Consider the following 24,756-nt stretch of genomic DNA (forward strand, 5'->3'; position numbering starts at 1 on the left):
CGTCATTCCTGTTGACGGGGAAGACGCGGGCCGGCTGCCACCTGAAATCATGGATGATTTTAGCAATGCCGAGACAACCATCAATCGAGCGCCGGGTCCATACCAAAAGACGTATAACCTGCAAGATATAGCGCCACGCCCGCGCCCTGGCCCGAGGCGGTCTTTTATCGGGCGTTGTAGGTGCAGACATATAGCGGCGGACCTGCCGGATGGATCGGCATGCAACCCCCGTCCACATCCGGCAGGCGGAGCCCGGATCGTCCCGGCAGAAGACGCGGGCGCGGCAAAATTTGCCCCCAAAAGAAGTCAGGGCCACGGTGTTGATGGGTCGAACAGCCGCCGCATATGCGATGGGCTTCACCTTGCGGTTCTTGGCAACGCACTATGGACGCCGGCACAAAAAAACAAAAAAGAAACCAGCGGCTGTCGATCTTTGAGCTCGAGGCTCTGCGGGAAGCTTTCAGGCAGTCCGTTCGTGAGAACGACGTCGCGGAAGCGGAATGGGCGCAGCATGCCGAGCTTTTCGTCAGGAGGGCGCTGCAAAAGGGCGACCGTCTTACGCGGGCTTGAGCGTTCGGGCGTGGAGCAATTCCAGGAAAAGTATGAGCGGTTAGGCTCGGCGCTTTCCCGTAGCCTTCCGTCCGGAATTACGGCATCACGTCTCCAGCCGGTCGGACCATTGCGCTGGGGCATAGGACCTCAGCGACAATTGCGGGCGCAACGGGAAACGGACACTCTATCTCTGCGCCGGCTTCCCCCCAAGGAAACCCAATGGTCGGCGCTTTAGCCCGGCTTGTCCGTCAAAGAGCCGTACTCTTTTACCGCCAAGGCAAGCCGGGCTACCTCAGCCGACGATCCGGCGCGCGCTCATGCTCGATACCGCTTGAAACAGGGCGCAAAGAAATGCGCTTCGCGGGTATCGTGACGCGTGGAGGTCCTGCCGCGCCACCGTCGAACAGGGAACGCGTTAGGGTCGAGGCGTCCGACCCGCCGCTTTCGACGGAACGAAAAGCGGGGCAAGCGCGTTTTCCGCCGCTATGTCGAGGATCCTTCACCATCGCAAGGCCGAAAGGCCTTTTCAGGCCTCGGTTGCCGAGGCCGAGCGCCTGGCGCGCGCGCAAAAGAATGCCAAGCTGAAGGATCTTCGCACGCACGCTTCGTGGCTGGTGCTCGATCCGCAGGCAAACTTCCAGGAGGAGATCGACTGTTCGGCGTTGTTCGGCGACGACCTGTCGATCCGAAAGGTCGTCCACGACGGCTAATGCATGTCGCGCAAAAGTGTGCAGCGGTTTTGCGATAACGACATCCATGAAAACAAAGGCTTAAAGCGCGTCGACAGAATCCGCTCCAGCGCGACGCGCTTTTAAAGCAATTCCAGGAAAAGCACAGAGAGTTGGAGCGGTTCGGCGCTTCCGCGAAACGCTCTTAGCAAAGTGGCGGCTCGAGCCTCAGACCGGCTGTAGCCCGACTGCGCCATCCTCGCGCGACATCTCGATGAGCCGCGCGACCGCCCATGGCGCCATCAGCGCAAAGAACGCCGTGACATCGAGGAAGAGCGACCGTGCCAGATCGAACCCGCTGTGGTCGTAGCAGACTGCGAACTCCATCACGCTTTACCCCTAATTGACCCACCCATTGCGCCTGCCATTTCACGCGCTCGGCCAGCATGGCCCTGATTTGCATAAATTACAAGGGACAGCTAATTTAGCTGCCGAGTGAGATTCCGCCGGCATGCGCGGCTGCCCTGGCTGAAGGATCTAGGCCGGCTTCGGCCAAAACAGCCAGGCGAGGGCCAACGCCGCAAGCACCCAGAGCGCGATCATGAAGGCGAGCCCGGCCTTGCTCGCCGGCTTCTCGCGTCGCGCGGCCTCTTCGCGGAATTCCTGCATCAGATCGGACGGAACCAGCTTGACCGCGAGCATGATGCCGACAGGCACGATCAGCAGGTCGTCCAGGTAGCCGATGATCGGGATGAAATCCGGGACAAGATCGATGGGGCTCAGCGCATAGGCAGCGACTGCGCCCGCGGCGGCTTTTGCATACCAGGGCACACGCGGATCGCGGGCGGCGATCCAGAGCGCAACCACATCGCGCTTGATCTTGCGCGCCCACCGCTTCGCCGTATCGAATGTCGACATGCCGCTTATATATGGGTGCGCGGGTCTTCAGGCCATTTGGCGATCGATGGCTCGGCCTCTCAGGCGCAGTCCCTCAACTCGACAACCTCGACGCCGAGGCGGAAGGCCTGGCCATCGGCATAGGAGCGCGCATATTGCTCGGCTTCGAAGGGAAAGATTAGCGTCGTGCCATAGGCGGTGACGCGCACCGTCCACTTCTGGCCCCTGACGAGTTCAACGCCGTGAAGCTTCGCCGTAACCATCTCACCCTCCTCAGATCCGGCACTTCGGCGACATCCGCATAACGTCGCCAAAGTCATTTGAATACAAATAATCCGACCTAATCGTGTCGTTGCGGTCTCGATTCCGATATTGGGTCGTTTACGTCCGTGAAATGGTTCACCGACAGCGGCGCTTTTTTGCGGCCGGGCCGTGAGCGGGCTGGATGGCCTACCTGGAACCGCGACGGCCCCAGGCGGGTTAGGTTCTTGGCTCACAAGGAGACCGCCATGATCCGCAAGCTGAAATCCGGCGAATACAGGCTCTATTCGCGCAAAATCGATCCGAGAACCGGCAAGCGCCGCAATCTACGAACCTTCAAGTCGCGCGAAGCGGCGGAAAAGCACGAACGCGAAGTGCAGTATTTCAAGCGCCATTAGACCGGTCATCGTCCCACGACAGAATCGCGGCTCGGCCCCGGCTCACCCATGCGGTCGCGGCGGGGTGCGTGGGCGAGGGTGGCCCGGCACGTTCGAGCCGATATGGTCGAGGTCGCAACGTCGCGTCACCATCTCGACCGACCGGGTGTCGACGGTCACGCGCCCCAGAACCTGCACGGTCGTGCGTCCGAGATCCTCGTCGACATGCACGACCTCGCCCTCGAGTCTGAGCTTGTCGCCAGCCTTGGCATTGGGCTCGACCATCGAATATTTATGGCTGTCGCCGTCGAGCCTCAGCATCACGCGGTCCTCGGTGCGTTCGACCACCGTGGCGATGACAGCCACCCTGTCGCCTATTTCCACTGTCGGCCGTGTCATCGCGGCCTCCTTTCCGCCCTCGGCGATACCTGGCCGACGCAGCCGGCTGGCGCCACGCTGTGTGCCGGCAGCCGCTGAAATAAACGGCAAAACAAGCATTTGGTTGCCGCCGGCCGCCTGCAGCCGCGGGCGGCCGATCACATGAAGCCCGGATTTCGCGGCAGATACTGCGTCCAGTCGCCATAGCCGGGCGATGCCATCAACAGCATCGGGAAGGTGATGCGCATGCCTTGATCGATCGCGAGGCCAAGCGCGCTCCCGCATGTGCCCGGCAGGAAGGCCGATACCTTTTCGGCCGAGCGATCCGCCGCCAACAGCAACGCCGTTGCAAAGGCATCGCGAACGATATCGGGCCGCATCACCGCCAGGGGGCCGATATGCCCGCCGGCGTTGATGTATCCGTAGCCGACCGCCTCGCCGCCAGCAAAGAGCAGGACGCCTGTCGTCGACGGATCGGTGCGCAGGTAGCGATGATGCTTCACTCGCGAGGCGCCCAGGGCACGGGCGTCGATCTCGGCAAGTTTCTCCATCGTCGCGGCGCTGTCGTCCATTTCGACGGCGCGCAACGGCGGTTCCGGCAACGCCTTGGTCACCCGTTCGCGCGCGGCGCTGAGAAGGTAGATCGGCGTTTTGGGAAACAAGCCGTGCCGCATGTAAAGCCCCTGCGACACACGATTGAAGGTGAATGTTATAAGTGCCTTGTGGGCTGCGCCTGATGCGCGGGCATGCTCCATGGTCCGTTCCAGCAGCGTGTTTCCGATGCCGCGGCCTTGTCGGCCAGGATCGACGAACAGCTGGGCGAGGAACCAGATATCGCCGCATACCCAGCTCCAGGCGAAGCCCGCAATGTCCCCGTCGTCTTCCGCCACCCACAGGCCGCCGGGGTCGTCCTCGAGCGAAAACAGCTGGAAGTTGGGAGGGCTCGTCGCCGCCATCGGGCCAAAGCCGTGCCGAGTGGTAAGCTCGTTGATGCTAGCCACCACCAGCGCATCGGTCGCCACGAGATCATCGGCGCGAGCAGGTCTGTAAACGAGCGACATTGAACAACCTCAGCCACGGAGCGTGAGCCGCAACGCCGATCGTATCAGCTGTCCATGCCTGCCGTCTCGGGCACCATCAGCAAGCATCGTCCGGGGTCCGAGGCCGCGTTGACCCCCGGCGTTTGCCCACCGATGGCAAGCACGGCAAGCGCCAGCGCCACGCCCAGCGCCTGCCAGCGGCTGATGGTTTCGCCGAGCACGAGATAGCCGAGCGCCAGGGCGAAAGGCGAGGTGAGCGAGAAGAGCAGCGCCGTGATGCGCGGGCCGACCGAATAGATGGTGGCGAAATAGGTCGTGCTGGCAATGCTGATGCCGGCGAAGCTCGATCCGGCAAGCAGCCAGAACTCCCTCGCTCCCATCGTGTGCCAGCCGCCGATCGCCAACGACACCGAGCCGGTCATCACGAAGGTTGCGAGCATCTGCCAGCGGGCAAGCTGGAGCAGGGGAACGCGGCCCTTGAGCTCGCTCAGGAACATGGAGCTCAGCGCGCTGCATAAGGCGGCGGTGACGGCGAAGGCATCGGGGGCGAACATGGCTGGCGGCTGCGAATCCGGAACCGGACAATTGCCGATGCTTACGCCGGCGCGCAGCGCTCGGCTAGGCCGCGCGGGCGCGCGGCGTGCCGAAGATGGACCATGCGGCGGCGACGAGCGCCGCCATCGTGGCAAGCAGCACGCAGAGGCTCGGCAGGTGGAAGACCATGTCGCGCCATCTGGGCTCGACGACGGCGCCGGTGCTGAAAGACTCGCCGCTATACTGGCACAGGATCCACGACGCGCCGCTGCGCACCATGTCGGCGTCGATATCGGAGATCAGTGCTTTCGCGTTGCGTTCGGCTGAGGGCATCGTCGCCATATGGGTGAGCAGCGCCTTGGCGGTGGCGAGGTAGGCGTGGCTGCATTCGTTGAAGGGGCTCTCCTCGTCGGCGAGGCTGCCCGGCATCAGGCCCCACAGGCAATAGGTGAATTGCAGGTTGCCGTGATTGTAGAGCCGCCGGAAGGTCGGGTCGGTCGCGGTCTGGTGCTGGGCGAGCTCGAGGATCTCGCCGCGGTAGCGGGCGATCACGGCCATCTGGCCGTGGGTCAGGCTCGGGATCTGGATGCCGGGAGGAGGCGGGGCGAAGGATCCGCTATGCGCTTCGGCGGGTGCTGCCGCCGTCATGATCGAAAGGGCGGTCGCCAAAAAGAAAATGGCCGCCAGGGCAAGGAACCGTGGCGGCCGACGCATCGGATTTCAGGCGAAGCGGCGGGCAGGGCTGCGCTGGTCGCGCGCCGCGACCACGCGCTCGGCAACCGCGCCGAAGCCGAGCCCGACGACGGTCCATAGCACAAGCTGGATGCCAAGCGAGGCGACGCGGAACTGCCACAGCACCGTCGCCGAGAAGTTCTCCGGTACTTCGTTGATGTCGGGCAGGGCTGCCTTCACCAGTGCGAAGACGACGAGGAAGGCGAGCCCAGCCACGATCGAGGCGTTCCAGGCGCCGAGCCGGGTCCACAGCCGCTGCGCCAGGCCGACCGCCGCCACCATCGCCGCGATCGAGACCACGATCATGATGAAGAACAATTCCGTGCGGTAGCCGATGGTCTCGGCATTGCCGACCGCGGGCGGGTTGGCCGGGTATTTGAGGCTGGGCACCACGATCACCGCCAGGAAGCCGAGCAGCGCTATGAGCGCCGAAGTGCCACGGGGCCCAAGCGAACCCAGCCGGCCATAGGCATAGGCGAAGACCAGCGAGAATAGCCCGCCGAGGGCGGCGCCATAGACCAGCACGCCGGTTGCGAGACCGATGCCAGCCTGCATGACGCGGCTGACCATCTCGGGCTCCGGCGCCTCGCCGGCCGCCTGGGCCTGCTGTTCCTCGAAGGCGATCGCCTTGTCGACCTGCGGCTCGCCATAGACGCGGGCGAAGGCGAATGCCAGAATCCCCGCAACCAGCCCGACAAGCATGCCGCGCAGCAAAAGTTTTCCGACCATGTCGTTAACCCTCTAAGCAATTCCAGGAAAAGTGCGTAGCGGTTTTCCGTCCGGAATAGCGTTAAACCAACCCAGCAATTCCAGGAAAACTGCGTGCCGGTTTTCCGTCCGGAATCGCGTTAGACCAAAATCGAAGCGAGTTCAGCGATGCTGAACCGCCTTAGTGGCAGGGGAAGCCGAGCAGGTGGCGGCCGTCATGCACGAATTCGTGCACATAGGTGCCGCGGAGCAGCGACGTCGCGCCTTCTTCCGCCCCGACGAAATAGATCGCCAGCATCAACAGCAGGCCGGCGAAGATGGCCCACGGCAGAAGCTCGCGAACCGGAATCGCAACCGGACCGTAGCTGGGGGCGAAGGTGGTGTCGGACATATTGACCTCCCGTGGGATACTGCGTCCCGTTGATCGAACAATGCTGCGGAATAAGGCCTGACTTTCGGCTGGTGCCGATCACAGTGGCGCGACCGTGCCGGACTCGCACCGGCTTCCAATCCCGTATAGCGCTAAAACACTTGTCAGCACTTCGTTCGCCTGTCAACGACATGTAATGGCCAACACGGCTTCGCGCGGCCGAAATTTCACTGGACCACGGAGTTTTGGGATGCTCGCCCGCCTGACGATGATCGCAAGCGGCGCGACGCAGGCCACGCGCAAGGGTCGTTTTCCGAGTGACGAGGCGCCGGAGCCGCGAGCCTTCGAGCGTGCCGGCGCGCTGGCCGCTTCGCTGCGCCGCGCCGACCGCGTCTGGACGAGTCCGGCGCTGGCCGCGCGGCAGACGGCCGAGGCGCTCGGCCTCGAGGCGACGGTCGAGCCGCTGCTTGCCGAGCAGGATTTCGGGCGCTGGGCCGGCAAAGGCTTCGAGGAGGTGCAGGCAGAAGATCCGGAAGGCATGGCGGCCTGGTTCGCCGATGCGGAAGCGGCGCCCCATGGCGGCGAATCGCTTGCCGCCGTCGCCCGGCGCGGCGCCGCGCTGATGGAGCGCCTGGCTTCCGAGAGCGGTCATACCATCGCGCTCACGCACGCCCTGCCGATCCGCGCGGCCATGGTGCATGTTCTGGGCGCGCCGCTTTCCTCGGTCTGGAAGATCGACATCGAGCCGCTGTCGCTCACCGAGTTCCGCGGCGACGGCCGCCGCTGGGTCCTGCACGCGAGCGGGGTCATCGTCTCTGGTTGAACCCTCTGGGCATGAGAGATCCCGATGAACGCGGTCGGCCTATGAAGCTGCCGTTCCGCGTTTCAGTGATTGCTAACGGAACGGAAACGCCTCGCTGCTATGGTGCTGCCCTGTTGCGAGGAGAGCCTTGCCTGAGGAGCCCGCCGGATATGGCCAATTTTCCCGAGACCGAGCGCCGTCTTCATGCGCGCGAATTCGTGCTCAAGGAAGCCACGATCATCGCCGCCGGCGTCAGGATCGGCTGCTCGGTCAGAAATCAGCACGAGCAAGGTGCGGAATTGCGCGTCGGCGCCGATGTGGAGATCCCGGACCGCTTCCTGCTCGAGGTCCCGGCCGACGATACGGCCTATCGCGCTCTGGTGCGGTGGCGGCGCAACGACCGCGTCGGCGTGGCGCTCTACAGCAACGCGCCGAAGGACTGATGCGCAGCCGTCCCACCAATTCGTTACTTGATCCTGCCCAAGGCGATGTGCAGCCTGGCATATCGGGAACGCAACCGCCGCGAGCGCGTTCGTTGCCGGACCAACAGGGATTGTGGTTGTACCGGGATGAACCTCTGATCGGCCGAGGGTGTCCGCCGACGAAGCGAAAGCTGCTCAGCGAAGCGCCGCCCACCCCGTCACGAGGATGAGAACAAGCGTGACCAGCGCGCCCGAGACATAGAGGATCGTCCTGACGCTGCCGCCCTTGGCGGCGTTTCCTCCACGCAGGTAGATGACCATGTGTACGAGGCGTATCGCCAGGTGAACCCAGACAAGCACGGCGAGCGTCACCGGGCCGACGCCGACCATCATCGCCAGCATCACGGGCACGACGAAAGGGGCCAGCGCCTCGACCGAATTCATGTGGACGCGGTCGATCCGGTAGAGCCGGTTGTCGTCGTCCGCCGGGACGACCGGACCCGAAAGCTTGCCCGCAAATCCCTTGGACGAGCCGGAATAGACCGCCAGCGCCACCGACAGGAGACAGAGCGCAAGCACGCCGAGCGTGCTCAGCCAATAAGCTTCCATTTTCCGCGCTCCTTCCAATGGCTGTCGTGCGGGCCAAGCCCTTCGGTACCGGGTGGTGCTGTCAGGCTGCCCGGGAAAAGAGGTCCTGGAACCGCTGCAGGTAGAGCGGCCAGCCCTGATCGCTGTCGACTCCGCCGCGCACGCTTTCCCAGCCCTGGCCATGCCGCTCGATATGGCGATGCTCGATTTCGACGCGGGTGCGGTTTTCCGCCTCGGCCGTGAAGCGGACTTCCCACTCGCTTGTGCGGGTGAGGTCGGTTTCGATCTGCCAGCGCGGGCTGATGTCCCAGCTCAGAAGCAGCCGGTTCGGCGGATCGTAGGCCAGCACACGGGCGAAGCGGCACTCTGAGCCATCGACGCCACGGTCGTAGACGTGGCCGCCGACCCGCTGCTCGAAGATCGTTTCCGCGATCGGGACGGCGAGCAGATTGTGCTCGCGCGGTTTGATGCTGCCGAAATCCTCGGTGAACACCTTGAAGGCGCGTGCGATCGGCGCCGCGACGACGACGGAATGTTTCACGGGCGCGGGTGCCGGCTGCTTGATCATGTTTCGTCCTCCGTCGGTTGCTCGACAAGCCGCGCGTAAGCCGCGAGCGTCTTCACCCAGAACTGGTCGATCTCCGCCCGGAAAGCCGCGAGGCCGTCCGGGTCGATACGGTAGATGCGTTCCTTGCCCGAGCGCGTGTCGGCCACCAGCCCGGCATCCTTGAGAACCTTCAGATGCTGCGAGACCGCCGGCCGCGTCACGGGCAGTGCATTGGCGAGCCCGCTGACCGAGCTGGGGCGGTCGACCAGCAGTTCGAAGATCGTGCGTCGCGTCGGATCGCCGAGCGCTGTCCAGTATTTCGCGTTAGTGGTCACTAACGCGAAAGCTAGGGCGGCGCGTCTGTCCTGTCAACCCGGATGGAGAGTGCCACCCATGCGGCACGCACGTGGTCGACCTTGCCGGCCGCGCCTGGCGAGCGGTTCTGGATGGGGCCGAAAATGCGATGGTGTCCTATCCGCCGCTGATCGGCGAGGATGGCGGCAACAGCGTGCGCGCAAAGAGCAACTGGCTGGCGAACCGCACCTTCATCGCCGAAGCGGTCAGGGCCGCATCATCGTCGGCTCGACCAAGGAAGCCTTCTTCTCCCTGGACAGGCCGGCGACTTCCCTGCTGAAAGCAGGACTCGACATCAACACCGCGCTCAATCTCGGAGGCGGTCCCATCGCCGGTCTCAGCGGTGCGCCTGGGCAGCTACAGGCTGAAACACTACGCGTGGTGGGAGGCCCAGGTGTCGGAAGGCAAGGTTTCCCTGCCTGCAGGCGCCAAGGAACGTGCCTTGGGGCATGCCTGTCGTGCTCACGTGGAGCGCAAATAGAGCATCTTCAGCGGGTCAGCGCTGCCGCTTTGCCTTGAGGCTCCGTGCCGCTTGCTCGATCGCCGCGCGGTCGTTGCCCAGCCGGTCGAGCAGTTCCTGCGCCTCGTCGCCGGAAATGCCGGTGCGCATGGCAAGCGCCTCGACCGTCAGCACATCCGCGCTGTCGATCTCGCGCGTTTCGGGCAGCGCATCGCCTGCCGTCAGCGGCAGGGCGGCCTCGCGGTCGATCTCCAACTCCGCCTGATGCCAGTGCCGTTCGTGATTGCCAAGGATGCCGCCCTCGCGTTGAAAGATCTCATAGGCCCGTTGCCTGATCTTCTCGGTCCGATCGTCGTCCATCGCCGTTCCTCCTTGCGTGTCACAAGAACGCGGGACATGGCGGAACGATCCGTGGCATCGCGAAGGTGATCGGCTGATGCGCGCAGCCGGTCGAAATGCCCGTCCTGAGGACAATCCCATAGGGCGTCCCCCCTCTTCGAGTGGGGGACGGCGCTGATGATTACCGGGGGCCAGCGGCCATTCCGATCCGAAACTGTGAACCGGCTGCGCCGCTTCCCGCTTATGGCCCATATATCGCCACAGGCTTGCCGAACATGCCGGGCTCCGGTTTCACGCCCAGTCCCGGCCGTTGCGGTACGGCGATGTGACCTTGCTTGATGACGACCGGGTGCTTCGCGTCGAAATGGCCCTTGATGTATTCCTGCGCGATCCAGGCGCCTTCCATGCGGCGCGGCTCGACCGTGGCGGCCAGATGCACGCAGGCCGCCGCGATGATGTCGCCGCCCCAGGCGTCGTCGCAGCTGTGCGGCAGCGAGCGGATGGCGCAGAGGTCGCGCACCGTCGTCATCTTGGTGAGGCCGCCAAGGCGCGTCACCTTGAAGCCGAAGCCGTCGGCGATGCCGAGCGAGATGGCCCTCAGCACCGCGTTCTGGTCCTCGGTGCTTTCGTCGAGATAGACCGGATGCGTCACGCGGCCCTTCAGCGTCGCGATCTCGTCCATCGTGTTGCAGGGCTGTTCGAAGACGAAGGGGATTTGCTGGCAAAGCCGGTCGAGGTGGATCGCGGCGGCGACCGTCAAGCCTCGGTTGCCGTCGACAGCTAGCCGAGCCTTGTAGCCGACCGCTTCCCAGACCTTGTGGACGACGGCCACGTCCTCTTCCAGGTTGCGCCCGCCGATCTTGACCTGCAGGCGCGGGTAGCCGGCCTTCACCTTGTCGGCGGCGATCCGCGCCGTCTCGTCCGGCGCCCCGACGATCAGCGAGTAGTAGGCCGGCACGCGGTCGGTCAGCGCGCCGCCCAAAAGCGTCGAGACCGGTACGCCGAGCTTCTGGCCGAGCAGGTCGAGGAACGCCATATCGAACGCGGCCTTGGCGTAGCCGTGCCCGCTAAGCCGCTCGTCCATCTGTTTCGCCAGCTGCCTGATCGAGGCGACCTCCGAGCCGATCAGGCCCGGCGCGATTTCGGCCATCGCGGCGCGGGCGCCAAGCGCATGATGCGGCTGGTAGACCGGGCCGATCGGACAGGTCTCGCCCCAGCCGGCAAAACCGTCATCGGTAACGATCTCGACCAGCGTCGAGTCCAGCGCCTCCACGTCGGCGCTGGCCATGCGGTAGACGCCGCCTTTAACCGGCAGTTGCGCCGAATAGACGTTGATGCGGTCGATACGCATACGGGCTTCCCTCCGAAGGACACGTCGGCAACGGGGCCTTTGCAGGCCCCGCCTATTACATCCGCGCCCTGGCCGACGTCGGGTCGTAAGGCGAATCCGCGATCACCTCGGCGGCCCTCCATTCGCCCAGGATCGCGACGTCGAGCTTCGTGCCGGGTTTGGAAAAACGCTCGGGCAGCAGCGCCAGCGCCACGTCATGCCCGAGCGCGTAGCCATAGCCGCCCGACGTGATGCGCCCGACCAGCGCGCCGTCGCTGTAGAGTCCTTCATTGGCAAGGGAGCTGGCGCCTTCGGTGTCGATCCTGAGCGTCACCGAGCGGCGCTGGTCGTTGCGCTCCTTGTATTTCAGCACCGCGTCGCGCCCGACGAAGTCGCCCTTGTCGAGGCGGATGAAACGCTCCAGCCCGCTCTCCAGCGCGTTGAGCTCGGGATTCATGTCGCGGTACATGGCGCGATAGGATTTCTCGAGCCTGAGCGACTCCAGCGCATGCAGCCCGACCAGCCGCATGCCGTGCTTCTCGCCCTGCTTCAGGATCGCGTCGAGCAATTGACGCTGATAGGGCAGGGGGTGGTAGAGCTCCCAGCCCAGCTCGCCTTCATAATTGACGCGCAGGAGCCGCACGTCGCTGGCCAGAGCCACATTGCCGGTCTTGACGCCGAACCACGGAAAACTTTCGTTGGAAAGGTCGATCTCGGTGAGAGGTTGCAGCACGTCTCGCGCCTTCGGCCCGACGACCGTGAAACAGCCGCGATCGTTGGTGACGTTTGTCAGCTTCACGCTGCCATCGGTGGGAAGCAGTTTTGTGAGGTCGTCGAAATTCCAGCGCTCGGCGCGCGGCGTCGAGATCAGATAGAGCAGGTCATCGCCGAGGCGCGCCACCATATATTCCGCCTGCACGCCGCCGTTGGCGGTAAGCTGATGCGCCAGCGTCACCTTGCCGACCGCCGGCAGGCGGTTGGCGATGATCCGGTCCAGCCAGGCGGCTGCGCCTCGTCCCGACACTTCGAACTTGGTCATCGGCGTCATCTCGACCAGGCCGACGGCGTTGCGCACCGCGAGCACCTCCTCGCCGACGAGGTTGCCCTTCGGCGTCCAGCGCCAGCTATACTGGTCCTTGGCCTCGACGCCGTCGCGCGCGAACCAGTTGGGCATCTCCCAGCCATTGAGCACGCCCCAGACGGCGCCGAGCTCGGTCAGCCTGTCATAGGAGGGCGCGGTCTTCTGCGGCCGAGCAGCGGGCATGTCGTGTCCCGGGTATTTCTGCTCGGCATGCGTGCCCCACGCCTCGCGCACCTTCTCGCGCGTCCATTCCTTGTTGGCGTAGTCGCCGAAGCGGCGCGGGTCGAGATCGGATGTATCGATACTGTTGCCGCCTTCGACGATCCGCTCCGACAAATAGTAGCCGATCGCTCCGCCCCACAGGATGCCGCCCGGCACGCCTTCGGCCAGCCAGACATTGGGCAGGCCCCAAGCATGCCCCATCAAGGGCAGCTCGTCCGCCGTCATCTGGAACGGGCCACGCACATTGGCCTTGATGCCGACGCGCCCGAGCGCAGGCACCAGCTGCAGCGCCTGCTCCCAGTTCCACGACACCGCCTCGAAATCCTCTTCCAGCAGATCGGCGCCGAACCAGTCGGGAACGCCATCCTCGGCGAAGAGCTTGAGGTGTTCGGTGCGCTCGTAGGGCCCGAACATGAAGCCGTCGCCTTCCTCGCGCAGATAGCCCTCGAAACCCTCGTCGCGCAGGATCGGCATTTCGGGCCGGCCCGCGCGCTTGCGCTCGACCACCTCCGGCACGGCTTCGGTGATCCAGTATTGATGCAGGATCGGGATCGCCGGGATGTCGAGGCCGAGCAGCGCGCCGGTCTGGCGCGCGTAATTGCCGGTGGCGCAAATCACATGCTCGCAGGTGATGTCGCCCTGGTTGGTCTCAACCAGCCACTCGCCGCTGGCCGTCCGCTTGAAGCCGGTCACCTCGGTGTTGAGATAGATCTTGGCGCCGAGATCCCGCGCGCCCTTGGCCATGGCATGCGTCACGTCGGCCGGCGCGATATGGCCGTCGTCGGGATGATAGAGCGCGCCGAGCATTTGCTTGTTGTCGAGCAACGGCCAGAGCTTGCGGGCTTCGTCCGGCGTCAGCAACTGCGCCCGCATGTTCTGCACCTCGGCGACGCTCATATAGCTCTTGTATTCGTCGAGGCGGTCTCTCGAATTGGCGATGCGCAGCTGTCCGCATTTGTGCCAGCCGACCGGCTGCCCGGTCTCAGCCTCCAGCCCCTCATAGATCTCGATGGTCTTGTTTATCATCCGCCCGACATTGATGTTGCGGGCGTAGGAGGGGATCAGACCGGCCGCATGCCAGGTCGAGCCGGCGGTAAGCTGCGTGCGCTCGAGCAGCGCCACATCGGTCCAGCCGCGCTTCGCCAGGCCATAAAGGATACCGGCGCCGACGCATCCGCCGCCGACGATCACCACCCGCGCATGTGTCTGCATCAAACCACCGAAATCATATCATTGTTGAACGAGCGCCGCCGAAGCTACAGGCGGGGAAAGCCCGTGTAACGTCTTCAAAAACTGGGGGTCATGATAAGCTGGATTTATGCAACAGGTTACAGCTTGGCGGCCTCGCGACGCGCCGGCATTTCACTGCGCTTGCCCGTCTTGCGCCGTCTCCTGTTCGAAGTCGACTTTGGTGCCGGGCTTGACCATGGCGGCGAGGTCTTCGGCATCCCAGTTGGTCAGCCGGATGCAGCCATGCGAGAAGGTCGTGCCGATTTTGCTGGGATCGGGCGTGCCGTGGATGCCGTAGCTTTCGATCGAGAGATCGATCCAGACGACCCCGACCGGATTGTTCGGTCCCGCGGCGATGGTGAAGGGCCGCTTGCTCCTCACTCCCTTGAAGGCGAACTTCGGATTGTAATGGTAGGTCGGATTGTGGACGACGCGCCTGACCTCCGCCGCGCCGCTCGGCGCCGGCTTTTCCTCGCTGCCGATCGAGGCGGGATAGACCGCAAGCGCCTTGCCTGACGCATCGAGCGCGCGCACCTGACGGGCGCCCTTGTCGACCTCGACGCTGGCGACAGTCGCGGGAGGGTCGCCGCGGCCGATATCAGGCACCACCAGCGTGGTGTCGGCCTTCCTGAAACCGATTTTTGGATTGAGCAGCCTCAGCAATTGTTCGCTGACATGGAAGCGCTCCGCCAGTTTTTCCCGCGCGTTGCGATAGCCGAGCCGCTTCAGATGCGCCATCCGCTCCATGCGGGCGGGGATGCGCCTGGTGAACGGCCCGCGCACATCCTTGGCCATGACCTCGTAATTTATCAGCACCGGGCCGGCGAAAGTCGCCGCGAGCTTGTCCCAGGTCTCCCGGGTGAGCTTGCCGTCGGAGGGCAATCCGTTCGCCGCCTGGAAGGCCGCGACGGCCTTGGAAAAATTGTCGGAAAGGCGGCCGTCGATCAGGCCGGGGGAGAAGCGGGCGCGATCAAGCAGGATCTGCGCCCTGAGCACCATCGGATCGACGTCCTTCGGCTCGCCCTCGCTGAATTGCGCCTGGTTGACGGCGGCGAGGTCGAGCTTGGCTGCCAGCGTCCCGCCGCACGCGAGCGCGAGCGCCAATGCAACGACACCAAGCAGCCTGACCATCGACGTCACTCCACGATCGCGACAAAAGCCTGTCTCTATGACGCGGCACGGCCGATGTGGTTCCTGTCGCGGGGAGCCGCACGAAGATCATCGCGAGTGTGCACTTTCTCCCATAGACATTTGAATTTTAAGCTGGAAACCAGTTCCCATGAACGCAAAGAACTGGCATTATCGTGCCAGGGCCTGCGCATTTTCTGATTCCATGGCCCCCCGTGCTGGTAACCGACGGCTCCCCAACGCCCCCCGCCCATGCCGTCGGTTGCCCTGTTGCGCGCTTTCCGGTCTGAGCCCCATGGGCTCCCTCAGCAGCGGCTGGTCATCGGCTGGAATTGAGCTTCTGGATGCGCCCCTTATCCAGCCGGAATACGCCGTCCGTGCCGCCTTGGAGCTCGAAATCGGTTTGAAGCTCATCCCATGAGCCGAGATATTTGCCGCACTCGGCGCAATGGATCGCCGTTTCGGGTTGAGCATCGGCCGGAATTTGCAAACGGATGGTGCCGCAAAACGGGCATTCCAACTTGTGGTCCAGATACTCGCCAGCCATGGTTGTGCAACATCGCGCAATCGGCACGTCTTCGCAAGGCTGGGATTTTGGCAAGCCTTTGCTTCAGCCCGGCCCGATCTCCTCAAACAGCCAATCGCGAAACGCCTTCACCTTGCGCTGGCGGATCGCCTCCGGCGGGTAGACGAGGTAAAAGCTGGAGACCGCTTTCAGCGCATGGTCGAACGGCCGCACCAGCCGGCCGGTGGCGAGATCGGCGGAAACCAGCATGGTGCGGCCGAGCACCACGCCTTCGCCCTGCACCGCCGACTCCACCGCGAAGGTGGCGGAGTCGAAGGTGAGGCCGCTGTTCGGGTCGATGCCCTCGACGCCGGCGCTGGCAAGCCACGCCGCCCAGTCGATGCGGTAGCCGTCGCGGATTAGCGTGTGGTGCCTGAGGTCCTGCGGGTGCTTGAGCGGACGCGGACCCTCCAAGAGCTTCGGGCTGCAGACGGGAAACACCTCCTCGCCGGTGAGGAATTCCGACGTCAGCCCGTGATAATGCCCGCCGCCATAACGGATGGCGACGTCGATGCCGTCGCCGCGGAAATTGGTCAGCTTGCCGGTGGTCGAGACGCGCACGTCGATATCGCCATGCGTGCGATGAAAGCGGTAGAGCCTCGGCACCAGCCATTTGCCGGCAAAGCCGTCCGAGGTGCTGACATTCAGCGTCGAACCCGAATGGCGGGAGGTCGCCGTCTGCGTCGCCAGCGCGAGCTGGTCGAGCGTCTCGCGCACGGCAGCCGCATAAGGCTCGCCGACCGGGGTGAGCCGCACCGAGCGCGTGGCGCGTTCGAAGAGCTGCACGCCGAGCTGCTCCTCCAGATGTTTTATCGCCCGGCTGACGGCGCCATGCGTGAGATTGAGCTCGTCCGCGGCCCTGGAAAAATTCAGGTGCCTGGCGGCAGCCTCGAAGGCCGGGAGGGCATTGAGCGGCGGCAGTCTGCGGGTCATGGCCAGATCGATTTGTGAGTGTTGGTAACAAATCCTTGCCAAACTTTGGTTTGTCCGTCGAGCTTTTTCCAGCCAAAAATCCTCACAGAATTTGTGATCAACGCTCACTTCAGATCAAACCTGCGAGGACACCATGGCCACCGTTCATCCCTTCCTCTGGTTCAATCTCGATGCCGAAGCCGCGCGAGATTTCTATCTGTCCGTTTTCAAGAACAGCCGCGCGCTGCGGACCATCGAGTTCACCGACAAGCCGCACGCGATCTTCGACTTCGAACTGGAAGGCCAGCGCTTTACCGCTTTGAATGCCGGCGGCGTGCCGCCCTTCAACGAGCGCATCTCGCTCTACATCGAGACGAAGGACCAGGCCGAGACCGACTATTTCTGGAGCGCGCTGACTGCCGACGGCGGCTCGGAGCAGCCCTGCGGCTGGCTGAAGGACAAATTCGGCGTCTACTGGCAGGTCATTCCCAGCGAAGCCCTGCGGCTGATGAACGACCCGGATCGCGCAAAGGCCGACCGGGCTCGGCAGGCGATGTATTCGATGAAGAAGATCATCCTCGCCGATATCGCGGCCGCCCACGCCGGCCGCGCCTGATTTCAGTCCATCACGGAAAGACGGAGAAGACCCGTGACCAGTCTCCCTATGACATCGCTTAATGGAAAGAAGATCATTGTCGTCGGCGGCAGCTCCGGCATAGGTTTCGGCGTCGCGGCAGCGGCGCTTGCAAGCGGCGCGGAGGTGGTGATCGCCGGCCGTTCGGCCGAAAAGCTGAAGGCCGCCGAAAAGCGGCTCGGCGGGGCAGGGCGCGTGACTGGCATCGCCGCCGACATGGCCAATGAGGCCGAGGTGTCCGGCTTGTTCGAGCAAGCCGGCGCCTTCGATCATCTGGTCGCGACGGCCGGCACGCCACCGCCCAATTATCCGATCGGCGAGACCGACATGGATTTCGTACGCGGCTTCGTCGACGGCAAGCTGATCGGCGCGGTGATGCTGGCCAAGCATGCCGTGCGCACGCTGAACAAAGGCGGCTCGATGATCTTCACTTCCGGCATAAACAAGGACCGCCCGCCGGTCCCGGGCGGCTCGGTGGTCTCGGCGGTCGCCGGCTCTTTCAGCTATTTCGCCCGCGCGCTGGCGCTGGAGCTCGCGCCGACCCGCGTCAACATCGTCTCGCCCGGCTGGGTCGATACCGAAATGTGGGACGAGATCGTCGGCGAGGCCAAGTCAGGTTATTTCGAGCAGATGGGCGCGCGTATCCCGGCGGGAAAGATCGCCAAACCCGCCGACATCGCGCCCGCCTATCTCTATCTGATGCAGAACGAATTCATGACCGGCGAGACCGTCCACATCGACGGCGGGCAGCGGCTGGTGTGAGCGGGCAGGGCCGGACCTCTGTCTGAGGATCCGGCCTCATCCATCGCCGCCGCAAGGGCCGGGCGTCGCTTTCCAGGCCTTCGCCGGGCAATGGCGTTTCCGGCGGAACGCCAATATAGATGACGCTTGAATGAGCAGTGCCTCCGCTTCGTCGAGGAATGCCATGCGAAGGGTCATCGTCACCACAGCCATGTGGATTGGCGCCGCGACAGGCGCCAACGCCCATGACTGGTACGAAAACAAGGTCGACCCGGTAACGAACTTCAAATGCTGTGGCGGCACGGATTGCCGCCCCATACCGGAGTCTGCCGTGCAATCCAGGTCCGACGGCGGCTATGTCTATCTTCCCGAAGGTTTCAGCATCCCACGAGAGCGCGTGCAGGAATCGCCGGACGGCCGCTACCATATCTGCGAGAACCATTACGTCATAACCAACCAGCCCTATCTGCGCTGCTTCTTCGCGCCGCGGCTCAAGGTCTCGCGGCTGCTCCCGCGCTGATCAAACGGTCGCTCCTCGACTACGCTTAGGTCTGGTGATCGGCATCAGCCGAATGCTCGGCCTGCGCGTATCCGAAATAGTCCATGATTTCCCGCGCTTCGCCGGCGTCGAAACGGCAAGCCACTTCCGTCGGCAGCCTGGATCGCCAGCCGCCCCTATAATCGGTGATCGGCTGGTTCACCTGGGCGTGCCGGCGAGCGGAATGCGCCGTGCGAACCGCCTTTTCCCGCCCCCATACAACAGGCTGCTTGTGATAGTTCAGAATGCCCGGATCGAAGGCCACGCCGATGAAGCGGCACAGCCGTTCGATGGAAAGCGCCGGCGATTCGATGAAGTCCTCATAGCGCCACAGGATGCTTTCGCCCTTTTCGACGCGCAGCATCGAGGCCTTGCTGTCGGCGATCCATCTTTGGAAAGCCTTGTCGAAATCGCCCTCGTAACGCTGTCCGAGCGACGCCACGACATCCCTGCCGTCGCGCGTGACGACGATAAAGCGCGCGCCCGGGATCGTCTCGATGATCTGCCTTGTGTAGTGGATATGATTCGGAGTCTTTTCGACCCAGACGCTGCGGCGTGAAATGGCCGCCTGCAATAAGACCAGGCTTAGCTTGGTCCATCGCGCCCCGTTTGGGGAGACAAAAGCGCTTGTCTCGCGTCGAATGGCGAAGACATCCGGATGGGCAGCCAGTATCCGGGCGAGCAAGGTCGATCCCGTATGCCCACAACCGCAAATGAATATAGAAACCTTGGGCTTCGGAAGAAGCCGCACCACACCCCTGTGCACGATTTTATTCTCCCCCGGAAATTTTAATGAACCTTCTTCTTCCGGAGATTGCAACGGGAAATGCTTATATGCGGTCGGCGACGAACAGCTAATTGCCGCTGACGACAGTGATCTGGAGGGCCGGGGCAAGCGCCGGGCGTCCGGCTGGTCCAGCCGGCGGAAACGACCAGGACGTTCTGCCGTCAAACGCGGTGCCGAAGCGCCGCGACGACCACCGCCATCGCCGGCGAGAGCTGTCGCCGGCTTGGGTAATAGAGGTGGTAGCCTGGAAAGGGCAGGCTCCAGTCGTCGAGCACGAGCCTCAGCCGGCCCTCGGCCACATGCTGGCTGACGAGGTCTTCCGGGACATAGGCTATGCCGTATCCGTTCAGCGCGGCGTCGACCATGGGGATGGTCGTGTTGAAGGTAAGTTGGCCCTCCACCCGCACCCTGAGCTCGCGGCCCTTTTTCTCGAACTCCCAGGCATAGAGCCCGCCGAACGTCGTCTGCCGCAGGCAGATACAGTCATGCGCGACCAGATCCTGCGGTGCTTTCGGGATGGGGCGGCGCGAAAAATAGTCCGGCGAAGCCACCACCACCAGCCGCCAGTCGGCGCCGATGCGCACCGCGATCATGTCCTTGTCAACGTTCTCGCCGAGCCGCACGCCGGCGTCGAAACGCTCCTCGACGATGTTGCGCATGCCGTTGTCGCTGTAGAGCTCGACGCGCAGGTCGGGATAGTCGCGCAGCATCGGCTGAAGCTTCGGCCAGACAACCATCCGCAGCGCATGGTCCGACAGTGTGATACGCACCGTGCCAGCGGGCCTGTCGCGGAAGGCCACCAGGCTCGACAGGTCGGACTCTATGCCTTCGAACCGCGGGACGAGCGACTGGTAGAGCCGCTCGCCTGCTTCCGTGGGCGCTACGCTGCGCGTCGTGCGGGTCAGCAGCCGCACGCCGAGCCGCGCCTCCAATTGCTTGATAGTATGGCTGAGCGTCGATTGCGACGTCCCGAGCTCGGCCGCCGCCCTGGTGAAACTGCGCTCCCTGGCCACCGTCAGGAACCACAGCAAATCCTTCAGATCCTCGCGCTGCATGGGGCACCATCCTGGCTCGGCCGCTCGTTCAAGCTGTGGCGGTTCGTGGCCACCACTCGTCAATTCATATCAAGAATGGATAAGTTCATGCAGATTGCAATGGCTAATCCGGATAGTGCCGGTGATCTATATAGCCGCCAGCGAAATGACTGGAGGGCTCGACGGCGAGCCGCGGCACATGAATACGACCTACGACAGCCAACTGGCGAAAGCCCAAGTGGTGAAAGCGCCCAGCGCCTGGGGAGCGGTGACATGCCTGTCGCTGCTCACCTTCGTGCTGGTGGCGTCGGAGTTCATGCCGGTCAGCCTGCTCACCCCCATTGCCAATGAGCTAGCCATCTCCGAGGGGCAGGCCGGCCAGGCGATCTCCGTCTCCGGCTTCTTCGCGGTCCTCGCCAGCCTGTTCGGCAATGCGCTCTTGTCGCGGTTGGACCGGCGGACCGTCATTGTCCTCTACACGGCCATCCTCGTGGTCTCCGGCCTGGCGATCACCTTCGCGCCGAACTATCTCGTCTTCATGCTCGGCCGGGCCCTGATCGGCGTGTCGATCGGCGGCTTCTGGTCCTTGTCCACCGCTATCCTGGCCCGCATCGTGCATGGCGCCGACTTGCCCAGGGCGATCGCCATGCTGCAGGGCGGAACGGCCTTCGCCTCGGTGATCGCGGCGCCGCTCGGAAGTTTTCTCGGCGGCCTGATCGGCTGGCGCGGCGCCTTCTTCATCGTCGTTCCGATCGGCCTCCTCGCGATTGTCTGGCAGCTTGCCGTCCTGCCGAAAATGCCCGCGGGTGAGCAGGCTTCGGTCGGCAAAATGCTGGGCCTGCTCGGCAATCGCGTCTTCGCCATCGGCATGGCGGCCACCACGCTCGCCTTCATGGGCCAGTTTGCGCTCTCCACCTATCTGCGCCCCTTCCTCGAAAACGTCACCGGCCTCGAGGTGAATACGCTGTCGCTGGTGCTGCTTGGGCTGGGGCTTGCGGGCCTGGTCGGCACGTCGGCGGTCGGGTTCCTGCTCCGCTCGCATCTCGCGGCCGTGCTGGTCGGCTTGCCGACGGTTCTGGCGCTCATCGCGTTGTTGTTGATCGCGCTCGGTCCGTTCGCCATCGCGACCGCCGCCCTGCTGATCGCCTGGGGCCTGTTCACCACGCCGATTCCCGTCGCCTGGAACACCTGGATGACCCGGGTGATCCCGCACGATCTCGAGGCGGGCGGCGGGCTGCAGGTCGCGCTGATCCAGTTCGCCATCACCTTCGGCGCCTTCGCTGGCGGGCTGCTGTTCGATGCGGCCGGCTGGTGGAGCCCCTTCGCGCTCGGCGCCGTGCTGCTTCTCGGTTCGGCGCTGCTTGCCGCCGCGGCGACAGCGCGCGGGAGCAACCATCGATGACGCGACGACCGGTCAGCCGGCGAACGCTGCTCTGCGCCGCGCTTGCAACCGTGGTCGTGCCGCGGCCGGCCAACAGCCAACAGGGCAGGGACCCGGCCAACCAGGAACCGACCGACATGAGGATCAGGATGACGTTCGATGGCCGGACCATGACCGCCACGCTCCACGACAATCCTTCTGCGCGGGACTTCTTCCCGATCCTGCCGCTGGATCTCAAGATCGAGGACTACGCGCACAATGAGAAGATCGCTTACCTGCCGCGCAAGCTGACCGAGGAGGGCAGCGGTCCATTCGGCAACGAGCAGCCCTACGATCTCTGCTATTTCATGCCCTGGGGCAATCTGGTGATGTTTTACGCCGATTATCGCCATCCCGGGCTGATCAGGCTCGGCCGCTTCGACGAGGGCCAGGAGGCCCTTGCACGGTCGCGGCGCTTTCCCTCTTCACATCGAACGCATTTGACGACGTAAAGGAGATTACCATGGACATTCTTCGCGCAGGCACGCGGCCTTCCGGCAAGGGTCCGGCAAGTTGGTTCACCGGCACGGTGCGGATCGATCCGCTTTTCAATCCTTTCGACGCCGAGCGGGTGCAAGGCGCGCAGGTCACTTTCGAGCCCGGCGCCCGCACCGCCTGGCACACGCATCCGCTCGGGCAGACGCTGATCGTCGTTTCCGGCCTCGGCCGCGTGCAGCGCGAGGGCGGCCCGGTCGAGGAGATCCGGCCGGGCGACATCGTCTGGTTCGCGCCTGGCGAAAAACACTGGCATGGCGCGTCCCCTGCAACCGCCATGACCCACATCGCCCTCCAGGAGGTCAAGGACGGCAAGGTCGTCGACTGGCTGGAACACGTCAGCGACGCCGATTACGGCGCCTGAACTTCCTGCCCGACCCTGTCTGATTGAACGAAAGGAAAGCAAGTGCTCGCAACCGTTCTTCACAAGCCTGGCGACATCCGCTGCGAGGAAGTCGCCGATCCGAAAATCCTGCGCCCGACGGACGCCATCATCAAGCTCTCGGCCAGTTGCATCTGCGGCTCGGACCTGTGGCCCTATCGCGGGCTGCAGCCGGTCGACGGCCCGCAGCACATGGGTCATGAATATTGCGGCATCGTGGTCGAGGTGGGCAGCGAGGTGCGCAATGTCCGTCCCGGCCAGTTCGTCGTCGGCTCCTTCTGCCTCTCCGACAACACCTGCCCGCATTGCCGCTTCGGCTTCCAGTCCTCCTGCGAGCAGCGCGAGTTCATGAGCGGCGCCCAGGCGCCTTACGCCCGCGTGCCGCTGGCCGATGGGACGCTGGTGGCGACTTCCGAGGTTCCGCCGGTCGAGCTTATCCCTGACTTGCTGGCCGTGTCGGACGTGCTCGGCACCGGCTGGTACGCGGCCGATGCGGCCGAGGTACGCGAAGGATCGACGGTGGTCGTCGTCGGCGACGGCGCGGTCGGCCTGATGGGCGTGCTCGCGGCCAGGGAGATGGGCGCCGAGCGCATCATCGCCATGAGCCGCCATGCAAGCCGCCAGAAACTCGCGCGCGAATTCGGCGCCACCGACATCGTGGCCGAGCGCGGTGAGGAAGGCATTGCGCGCATCAAGGAGCTGACCAGGGGCGTCGGCGCGGATTCGGTGCTGGAATGCGTCGGCACGGGAGAATCCTTCGACCAGGCGCTGGCCTGCTCGCGGCCCGGCGGCACGATCGGTTATGTCGGCGTGCCGCATGGCGTGAGCTTCGACGGCCAGCGCCTGTTCTTCGGCCAGAAGCGCATGCTGGGCGGCCCGGCGCCGGTGCGCCGCTTCCTGCCCGACCTGATGGAGCGCGTGCTGCAAGGCCGCATCAAGCCCGGCAAGGTCTTCGACCTCAAGCTGCCGCTGGCCGAGGTGGCGGAAGGCTACCGCGCGATGGACGAGCGCCGCGCCGTCAAGGTCATGCTCGAGGTCTAGGTTTCGCCGGCAGGTGGCCGCGAGCCCTCGGCAGTCGGGCCGAGGACCCGCGCATGTCAGTGCCGGGGCACTTCGGCCCACAGTTTGGTGGCAAAGCCGCGCTTGTCGAGCACCCATGGCTGGCCGGTGATCACCGCCTTGCCAGCCGCGCATTTGTAGGCATAGACGGCGTCGTGTCCCGTCGCGAAAGCCGGCACGACGTCGCCATTCGGGTTGGTCCTGCAGAACTCGTCCGCGCCGGGATTGTCGCGCGCGGCGTTCATCTTCGTGCAGGGTAGGTTGGCGCCGACGAAGCAGGCCAGCAGCTTGCCGTTCATGCACCGATAGTTGGCTTGCGTCGCAAGCTCCGATTCCTGCGGCGCGCTCTTGGCCTCCGGAAACAGCTTCTTGAACGCCTTGACGGTGCCGGCGTGAAGCGCGTGCGAATAGGGGCGGACCGTGTCGTCGTTCTTCACCTGGCGGCAGAGCTTGTGGAGATCCTGCGCAGCCGCCGCCGTGGCGTTGCCGGCGGCAGCGGCGGTAAAGGCAAGTGCCGATGCAAAAAGGCCGATTGCCGAAAGACGAAATGCAGCCATTGTGACCTCCTCGGACTGGCCGGAGCAAAACCCGCGGAAAACCGTTAGGTCCGATTAAGACCATGCAGGAAGCCGCAAGGATGGCACAATCTGTCAACAAACAGGAACCGCTCGCCTTCCGCTTTGCCGATGACGGGCTGGTGCCCAACCATCCGCGCTGGCCGATGCTCGTCTATCCCGGCGCGGTGCAACTGCCGAATGACGCCGATCCGGCGGCCGTCTTCGAGGATATTTTTGGCGCCAATGGCTGGGGCGACAGCTGGCGAGACGGCATCTACGGCTTCGTCCACTATCATTCGCGCATCCACGAGGTGCTGGGCATCGCGCGCGGCGCCGCCGAGGTCCGCTTCGGCGGCGATAAGGGCAAGGTGTTGGAGGTGAAGTCGGGCGACGTGGCGGTGCTGCCGGCCGGCACCGGCCACCAGCGCCTGTCCGCCTCGGCCGACCTTCTGGTGGTCGGCGCCTATCCGCCCTTCGGCACCTATGATTTGTGCCGGAGCCCGGAGCAGCACGCCGAGGCACTGCGCACGATCCCGGCTGTCGGCCGGCCGGACAAGGATCCGGTCCATGGCGGCGACGGGCCGCTGCTGAAAGCATGGAGCGAAGGCTGAA

At 64.4% G+C, this 24,756-nt stretch carries 33 protein-coding genes, 1 pseudogene and 1 riboswitch; of the genes and pseudogenes, 13 read left to right on the plus strand and 21 right to left on the minus strand.

Features of this window, described 5'->3' with window-relative positions; translation table 11 throughout:
• Positions 1 to 384: 384 nt before the first annotated feature.
• Complete coding sequence (locus FJW07_RS05110) at positions 385 to 570, plus strand: hypothetical protein (protein WP_140854867.1); 186 nt, start codon at positions 385 to 387, stop codon at positions 568 to 570.
• A 467-nt stretch (positions 571 to 1,037) separates the two neighbouring features.
• The gene (locus tag FJW07_RS05115; RefSeq protein ID WP_140854869.1) at positions 1,038 to 1,262 is read left to right on the plus strand and encodes a hypothetical protein; all 225 of its coding nucleotides are present in this window, start codon (positions 1,038 to 1,040) and stop codon (positions 1,260 to 1,262) included.
• Positions 1,263 to 1,448: 186 nt separating this feature from the next.
• On the opposite strand, the gene FJW07_RS31615 is transcribed toward FJW07_RS05115, so the two are convergent.
• The 3 genes from FJW07_RS31615 to FJW07_RS05125 form a co-directional block, all read right to left on the minus strand.
• The gene (locus FJW07_RS31615) at positions 1,449 to 1,610 is read right to left on the minus strand and encodes a hypothetical protein (RefSeq protein WP_181175249.1); all 162 of its coding nucleotides are present in this window, start codon (positions 1,608 to 1,610) and stop codon (positions 1,449 to 1,451) included.
• Positions 1,611 to 1,757: 147 nt separating this feature from the next.
• Positions 1,758 to 2,138 (minus strand): YkvA family protein, encoded by a 381-nt coding sequence (locus FJW07_RS05120; protein ID WP_140854871.1) that lies wholly within the window; start codon positions 2,136 to 2,138, stop codon positions 1,758 to 1,760.
• Positions 2,139 to 2,197: 59 nt separating this feature from the next.
• Positions 2,198 to 2,380, minus strand: coding sequence for a hypothetical protein (locus FJW07_RS05125; RefSeq protein ID WP_140658431.1), 183 nt, complete (start codon positions 2,378 to 2,380; stop codon positions 2,198 to 2,200).
• 246 nt (positions 2,381 to 2,626) lie between these two features.
• On the opposite strand from FJW07_RS05125, the gene FJW07_RS05130 reads away from it, so the two are divergent.
• Entirely contained in the window at positions 2,627 to 2,776 is a 150-nt protein-coding gene (locus tag FJW07_RS05130) for a hypothetical protein (protein WP_140854873.1), read from the plus strand.
• A gap of 42 nt (positions 2,777 to 2,818) precedes the next feature.
• Here the strand turns inward: FJW07_RS05130 and FJW07_RS05135 are convergent, their stop codons facing one another.
• The 6 genes from FJW07_RS05135 to FJW07_RS05160 all read right to left on the minus strand — a co-directional run bounded on the left by FJW07_RS05135 (position 2,819) and on the right by FJW07_RS05160 (position 6,538).
• Positions 2,819 to 3,154 (minus strand): hypothetical protein, encoded by a 336-nt coding sequence (locus tag FJW07_RS05135; RefSeq protein ID WP_140786044.1) that lies wholly within the window; start codon positions 3,152 to 3,154, stop codon positions 2,819 to 2,821.
• A 137-nt stretch (positions 3,155 to 3,291) separates the two neighbouring features.
• Positions 3,292 to 4,155: a GNAT family N-acetyltransferase gene (locus FJW07_RS05140; protein WP_246680659.1), complete on the minus strand. Its 864-nt coding sequence runs from the start codon at positions 4,153 to 4,155 to the stop codon at positions 3,292 to 3,294.
• Positions 4,156 to 4,238: 83 nt separating this feature from the next.
• Complete coding sequence (locus FJW07_RS05145; RefSeq protein ID WP_140854877.1) at positions 4,239 to 4,727, minus strand: DMT family transporter; 489 nt, start codon at positions 4,725 to 4,727, stop codon at positions 4,239 to 4,241.
• Positions 4,728 to 4,791: 64 nt separating this feature from the next.
• Positions 4,792 to 5,376 carry a hypothetical protein gene (locus tag FJW07_RS05150; protein WP_140854879.1) on the minus strand — a complete coding sequence of 195 codons (585 nt, stop codon included), beginning with the start codon at positions 5,374 to 5,376 and terminating at the stop codon, positions 4,792 to 4,794.
• 51 nt (positions 5,377 to 5,427) lie between these two features.
• Positions 5,428 to 6,168 carry a CbtA family protein gene (locus FJW07_RS05155; RefSeq protein ID WP_140854881.1) on the minus strand — a complete coding sequence of 247 codons (741 nt, stop codon included), beginning with the start codon at positions 6,166 to 6,168 and terminating at the stop codon, positions 5,428 to 5,430.
• 160 nt (positions 6,169 to 6,328) lie between these two features.
• Positions 6,329 to 6,538, minus strand: a complete 210-nt coding sequence (locus tag FJW07_RS05160) for a CbtB domain-containing protein (RefSeq protein WP_140644940.1) — start codon at positions 6,536 to 6,538, stop codon at positions 6,329 to 6,331.
• Positions 6,539 to 6,682, minus strand: a riboswitch (adenosylcobalamin (AdoCbl) riboswitch).
• Positions 6,683 to 6,767: 85 nt separating this feature from the next.
• On the opposite strand from FJW07_RS05160, the gene FJW07_RS05165 reads away from it, so the two are divergent.
• Positions 6,768 to 7,340, plus strand: coding sequence for a histidine phosphatase family protein (locus FJW07_RS05165; protein WP_140644939.1), 573 nt, complete (start codon positions 6,768 to 6,770; stop codon positions 7,338 to 7,340).
• 149 nt (positions 7,341 to 7,489) lie between these two features.
• A complete protein-coding gene (locus FJW07_RS05170; RefSeq protein ID WP_140658448.1) occupies positions 7,490 to 7,762 on the plus strand; it encodes a PilZ domain-containing protein in 273 nt (90 codons plus the stop codon).
• 174 nt (positions 7,763 to 7,936) lie between these two features.
• Here the strand turns inward: FJW07_RS05170 and FJW07_RS05175 are convergent, their stop codons facing one another.
• The 9 genes from FJW07_RS05175 to FJW07_RS05220 all read right to left on the minus strand — a co-directional run bounded on the left by FJW07_RS05175 (position 7,937) and on the right by FJW07_RS05220 (position 16,518).
• Positions 7,937 to 8,350 (minus strand): MAPEG family protein, encoded by a 414-nt coding sequence (locus FJW07_RS05175; protein WP_140854883.1) that lies wholly within the window; start codon positions 8,348 to 8,350, stop codon positions 7,937 to 7,939.
• Between the two features lie 61 nt (positions 8,351 to 8,411).
• Entirely contained in the window at positions 8,412 to 8,897 is a 486-nt protein-coding gene (locus tag FJW07_RS05180; RefSeq protein ID WP_140644936.1) for an SRPBCC family protein, read from the minus strand.
• Positions 8,894 to 9,211, minus strand: coding sequence for a metalloregulator ArsR/SmtB family transcription factor (locus tag FJW07_RS05185; RefSeq protein WP_140644935.1), 318 nt, complete (start codon positions 9,209 to 9,211; stop codon positions 8,894 to 8,896). The genes FJW07_RS05180 and FJW07_RS05185 overlap by 4 nt, the downstream gene beginning before the upstream one ends.
• A gap of 515 nt (positions 9,212 to 9,726) precedes the next feature.
• A complete protein-coding gene (locus FJW07_RS05195; RefSeq protein WP_140658453.1) occupies positions 9,727 to 10,050 on the minus strand; it encodes a DUF2934 domain-containing protein in 324 nt (107 codons plus the stop codon).
• Positions 10,051 to 10,270: 220 nt separating this feature from the next.
• The gene (locus tag FJW07_RS05200; RefSeq protein ID WP_140854887.1) at positions 10,271 to 11,380 is read right to left on the minus strand and encodes a mandelate racemase/muconate lactonizing enzyme family protein; all 1,110 of its coding nucleotides are present in this window, start codon (positions 11,378 to 11,380) and stop codon (positions 10,271 to 10,273) included.
• A 55-nt stretch (positions 11,381 to 11,435) separates the two neighbouring features.
• Entirely contained in the window at positions 11,436 to 13,874 is a 2,439-nt protein-coding gene (locus FJW07_RS05205; RefSeq protein ID WP_140854889.1) for an FAD-dependent oxidoreductase, read from the minus strand.
• Positions 13,875 to 14,024: 150 nt separating this feature from the next.
• A complete protein-coding gene (locus FJW07_RS05210) occupies positions 14,025 to 15,023 on the minus strand; it encodes a L,D-transpeptidase (protein WP_140854891.1) in 999 nt (332 codons plus the stop codon).
• 316 nt (positions 15,024 to 15,339) lie between these two features.
• Complete coding sequence (locus FJW07_RS05215; RefSeq protein ID WP_140541733.1) at positions 15,340 to 15,567, minus strand: hypothetical protein; 228 nt, start codon at positions 15,565 to 15,567, stop codon at positions 15,340 to 15,342.
• Positions 15,568 to 15,630: 63 nt separating this feature from the next.
• Positions 15,631 to 16,518: a transcriptional regulator GcvA gene (locus FJW07_RS05220; RefSeq protein WP_140854893.1), complete on the minus strand. Its 888-nt coding sequence runs from the start codon at positions 16,516 to 16,518 to the stop codon at positions 15,631 to 15,633.
• A 133-nt stretch (positions 16,519 to 16,651) separates the two neighbouring features.
• Between FJW07_RS05220 and FJW07_RS05225 the strand changes: the two genes are divergently transcribed.
• The 3 genes from FJW07_RS05225 (at position 16,652) to FJW07_RS05235 (ending at position 18,392) form a co-directional block, all read left to right on the plus strand.
• Positions 16,652 to 17,113 (plus strand): VOC family protein, encoded by a 462-nt coding sequence (locus FJW07_RS05225; RefSeq protein WP_140854895.1) that lies wholly within the window; start codon positions 16,652 to 16,654, stop codon positions 17,111 to 17,113.
• A 33-nt stretch (positions 17,114 to 17,146) separates the two neighbouring features.
• A complete protein-coding gene (locus tag FJW07_RS05230) occupies positions 17,147 to 17,893 on the plus strand; it encodes an SDR family oxidoreductase (protein ID WP_210239856.1) in 747 nt (248 codons plus the stop codon).
• A gap of 163 nt (positions 17,894 to 18,056) precedes the next feature.
• A complete protein-coding gene (locus tag FJW07_RS05235) occupies positions 18,057 to 18,392 on the plus strand; it encodes a hypothetical protein (RefSeq protein ID WP_140854897.1) in 336 nt (111 codons plus the stop codon).
• A gap of 25 nt (positions 18,393 to 18,417) precedes the next feature.
• Here the strand turns inward: FJW07_RS05235 and FJW07_RS05240 are convergent, their stop codons facing one another.
• Positions 18,418 to 19,362 carry a sulfotransferase gene (locus FJW07_RS05240; RefSeq protein ID WP_181182567.1) on the minus strand — a complete coding sequence of 315 codons (945 nt, stop codon included), beginning with the start codon at positions 19,360 to 19,362 and terminating at the stop codon, positions 18,418 to 18,420.
• Positions 19,359 to 20,252, minus strand: coding sequence for a LysR family transcriptional regulator (locus tag FJW07_RS05245; protein ID WP_140854901.1), 894 nt, complete (start codon positions 20,250 to 20,252; stop codon positions 19,359 to 19,361). The genes FJW07_RS05240 and FJW07_RS05245 overlap by 4 nt, the downstream gene beginning before the upstream one ends.
• Before the next feature lie 178 nt (positions 20,253 to 20,430).
• Between FJW07_RS05245 and FJW07_RS05250 the strand changes: the two genes are divergently transcribed.
• The 4 genes and pseudogenes from FJW07_RS05250 (at position 20,431) to FJW07_RS05265 (ending at position 23,569) form a co-directional block, all read left to right on the plus strand.
• Positions 20,431 to 21,633, plus strand: a complete 1,203-nt coding sequence (locus tag FJW07_RS05250) for an MFS transporter (RefSeq protein WP_140855172.1) — start codon at positions 20,431 to 20,433, stop codon at positions 21,631 to 21,633.
• A pseudogene (locus FJW07_RS05255) lies at positions 21,630 to 22,095 on the plus strand (cyclophilin-like fold protein). Before FJW07_RS05250 ends, FJW07_RS05255 begins: the two are co-directional and overlap by 4 nt.
• Positions 22,096 to 22,114: 19 nt before the next feature.
• Positions 22,115 to 22,510 (plus strand): cupin domain-containing protein, encoded by a 396-nt coding sequence (locus tag FJW07_RS05260; RefSeq protein WP_140854903.1) that lies wholly within the window; start codon positions 22,115 to 22,117, stop codon positions 22,508 to 22,510.
• Between the two features lie 42 nt (positions 22,511 to 22,552).
• On the plus strand, positions 22,553 to 23,569 hold the full coding sequence (locus FJW07_RS05265) for a zinc-dependent alcohol dehydrogenase family protein (protein ID WP_140854905.1): 1,017 nt from the start codon (positions 22,553 to 22,555) through the stop codon (positions 23,567 to 23,569).
• Between the two features lie 56 nt (positions 23,570 to 23,625).
• Here the strand turns inward: FJW07_RS05265 and FJW07_RS05270 are convergent, their stop codons facing one another.
• Complete coding sequence (locus tag FJW07_RS05270; protein ID WP_140854907.1) at positions 23,626 to 24,144, minus strand: hypothetical protein; 519 nt, start codon at positions 24,142 to 24,144, stop codon at positions 23,626 to 23,628.
• Between the two features lie 80 nt (positions 24,145 to 24,224).
• Here FJW07_RS05270 and FJW07_RS05275 point away from each other — a divergent pair, with 80 nt between their 5' ends.
• Positions 24,225 to 24,755 carry a cupin gene (locus FJW07_RS05275; protein WP_140854909.1) on the plus strand — a complete coding sequence of 177 codons (531 nt, stop codon included), beginning with the start codon at positions 24,225 to 24,227 and terminating at the stop codon, positions 24,753 to 24,755.
• The last annotated feature ends 1 nt before the right edge of the window (position 24,756 follow it).

The sequence above is a fragment of the Mesorhizobium sp. B3-1-9 genome (assembly GCF_006439595.1).
GTDB lineage: Bacteria > Pseudomonadota > Alphaproteobacteria > Rhizobiales > Rhizobiaceae > Mesorhizobium.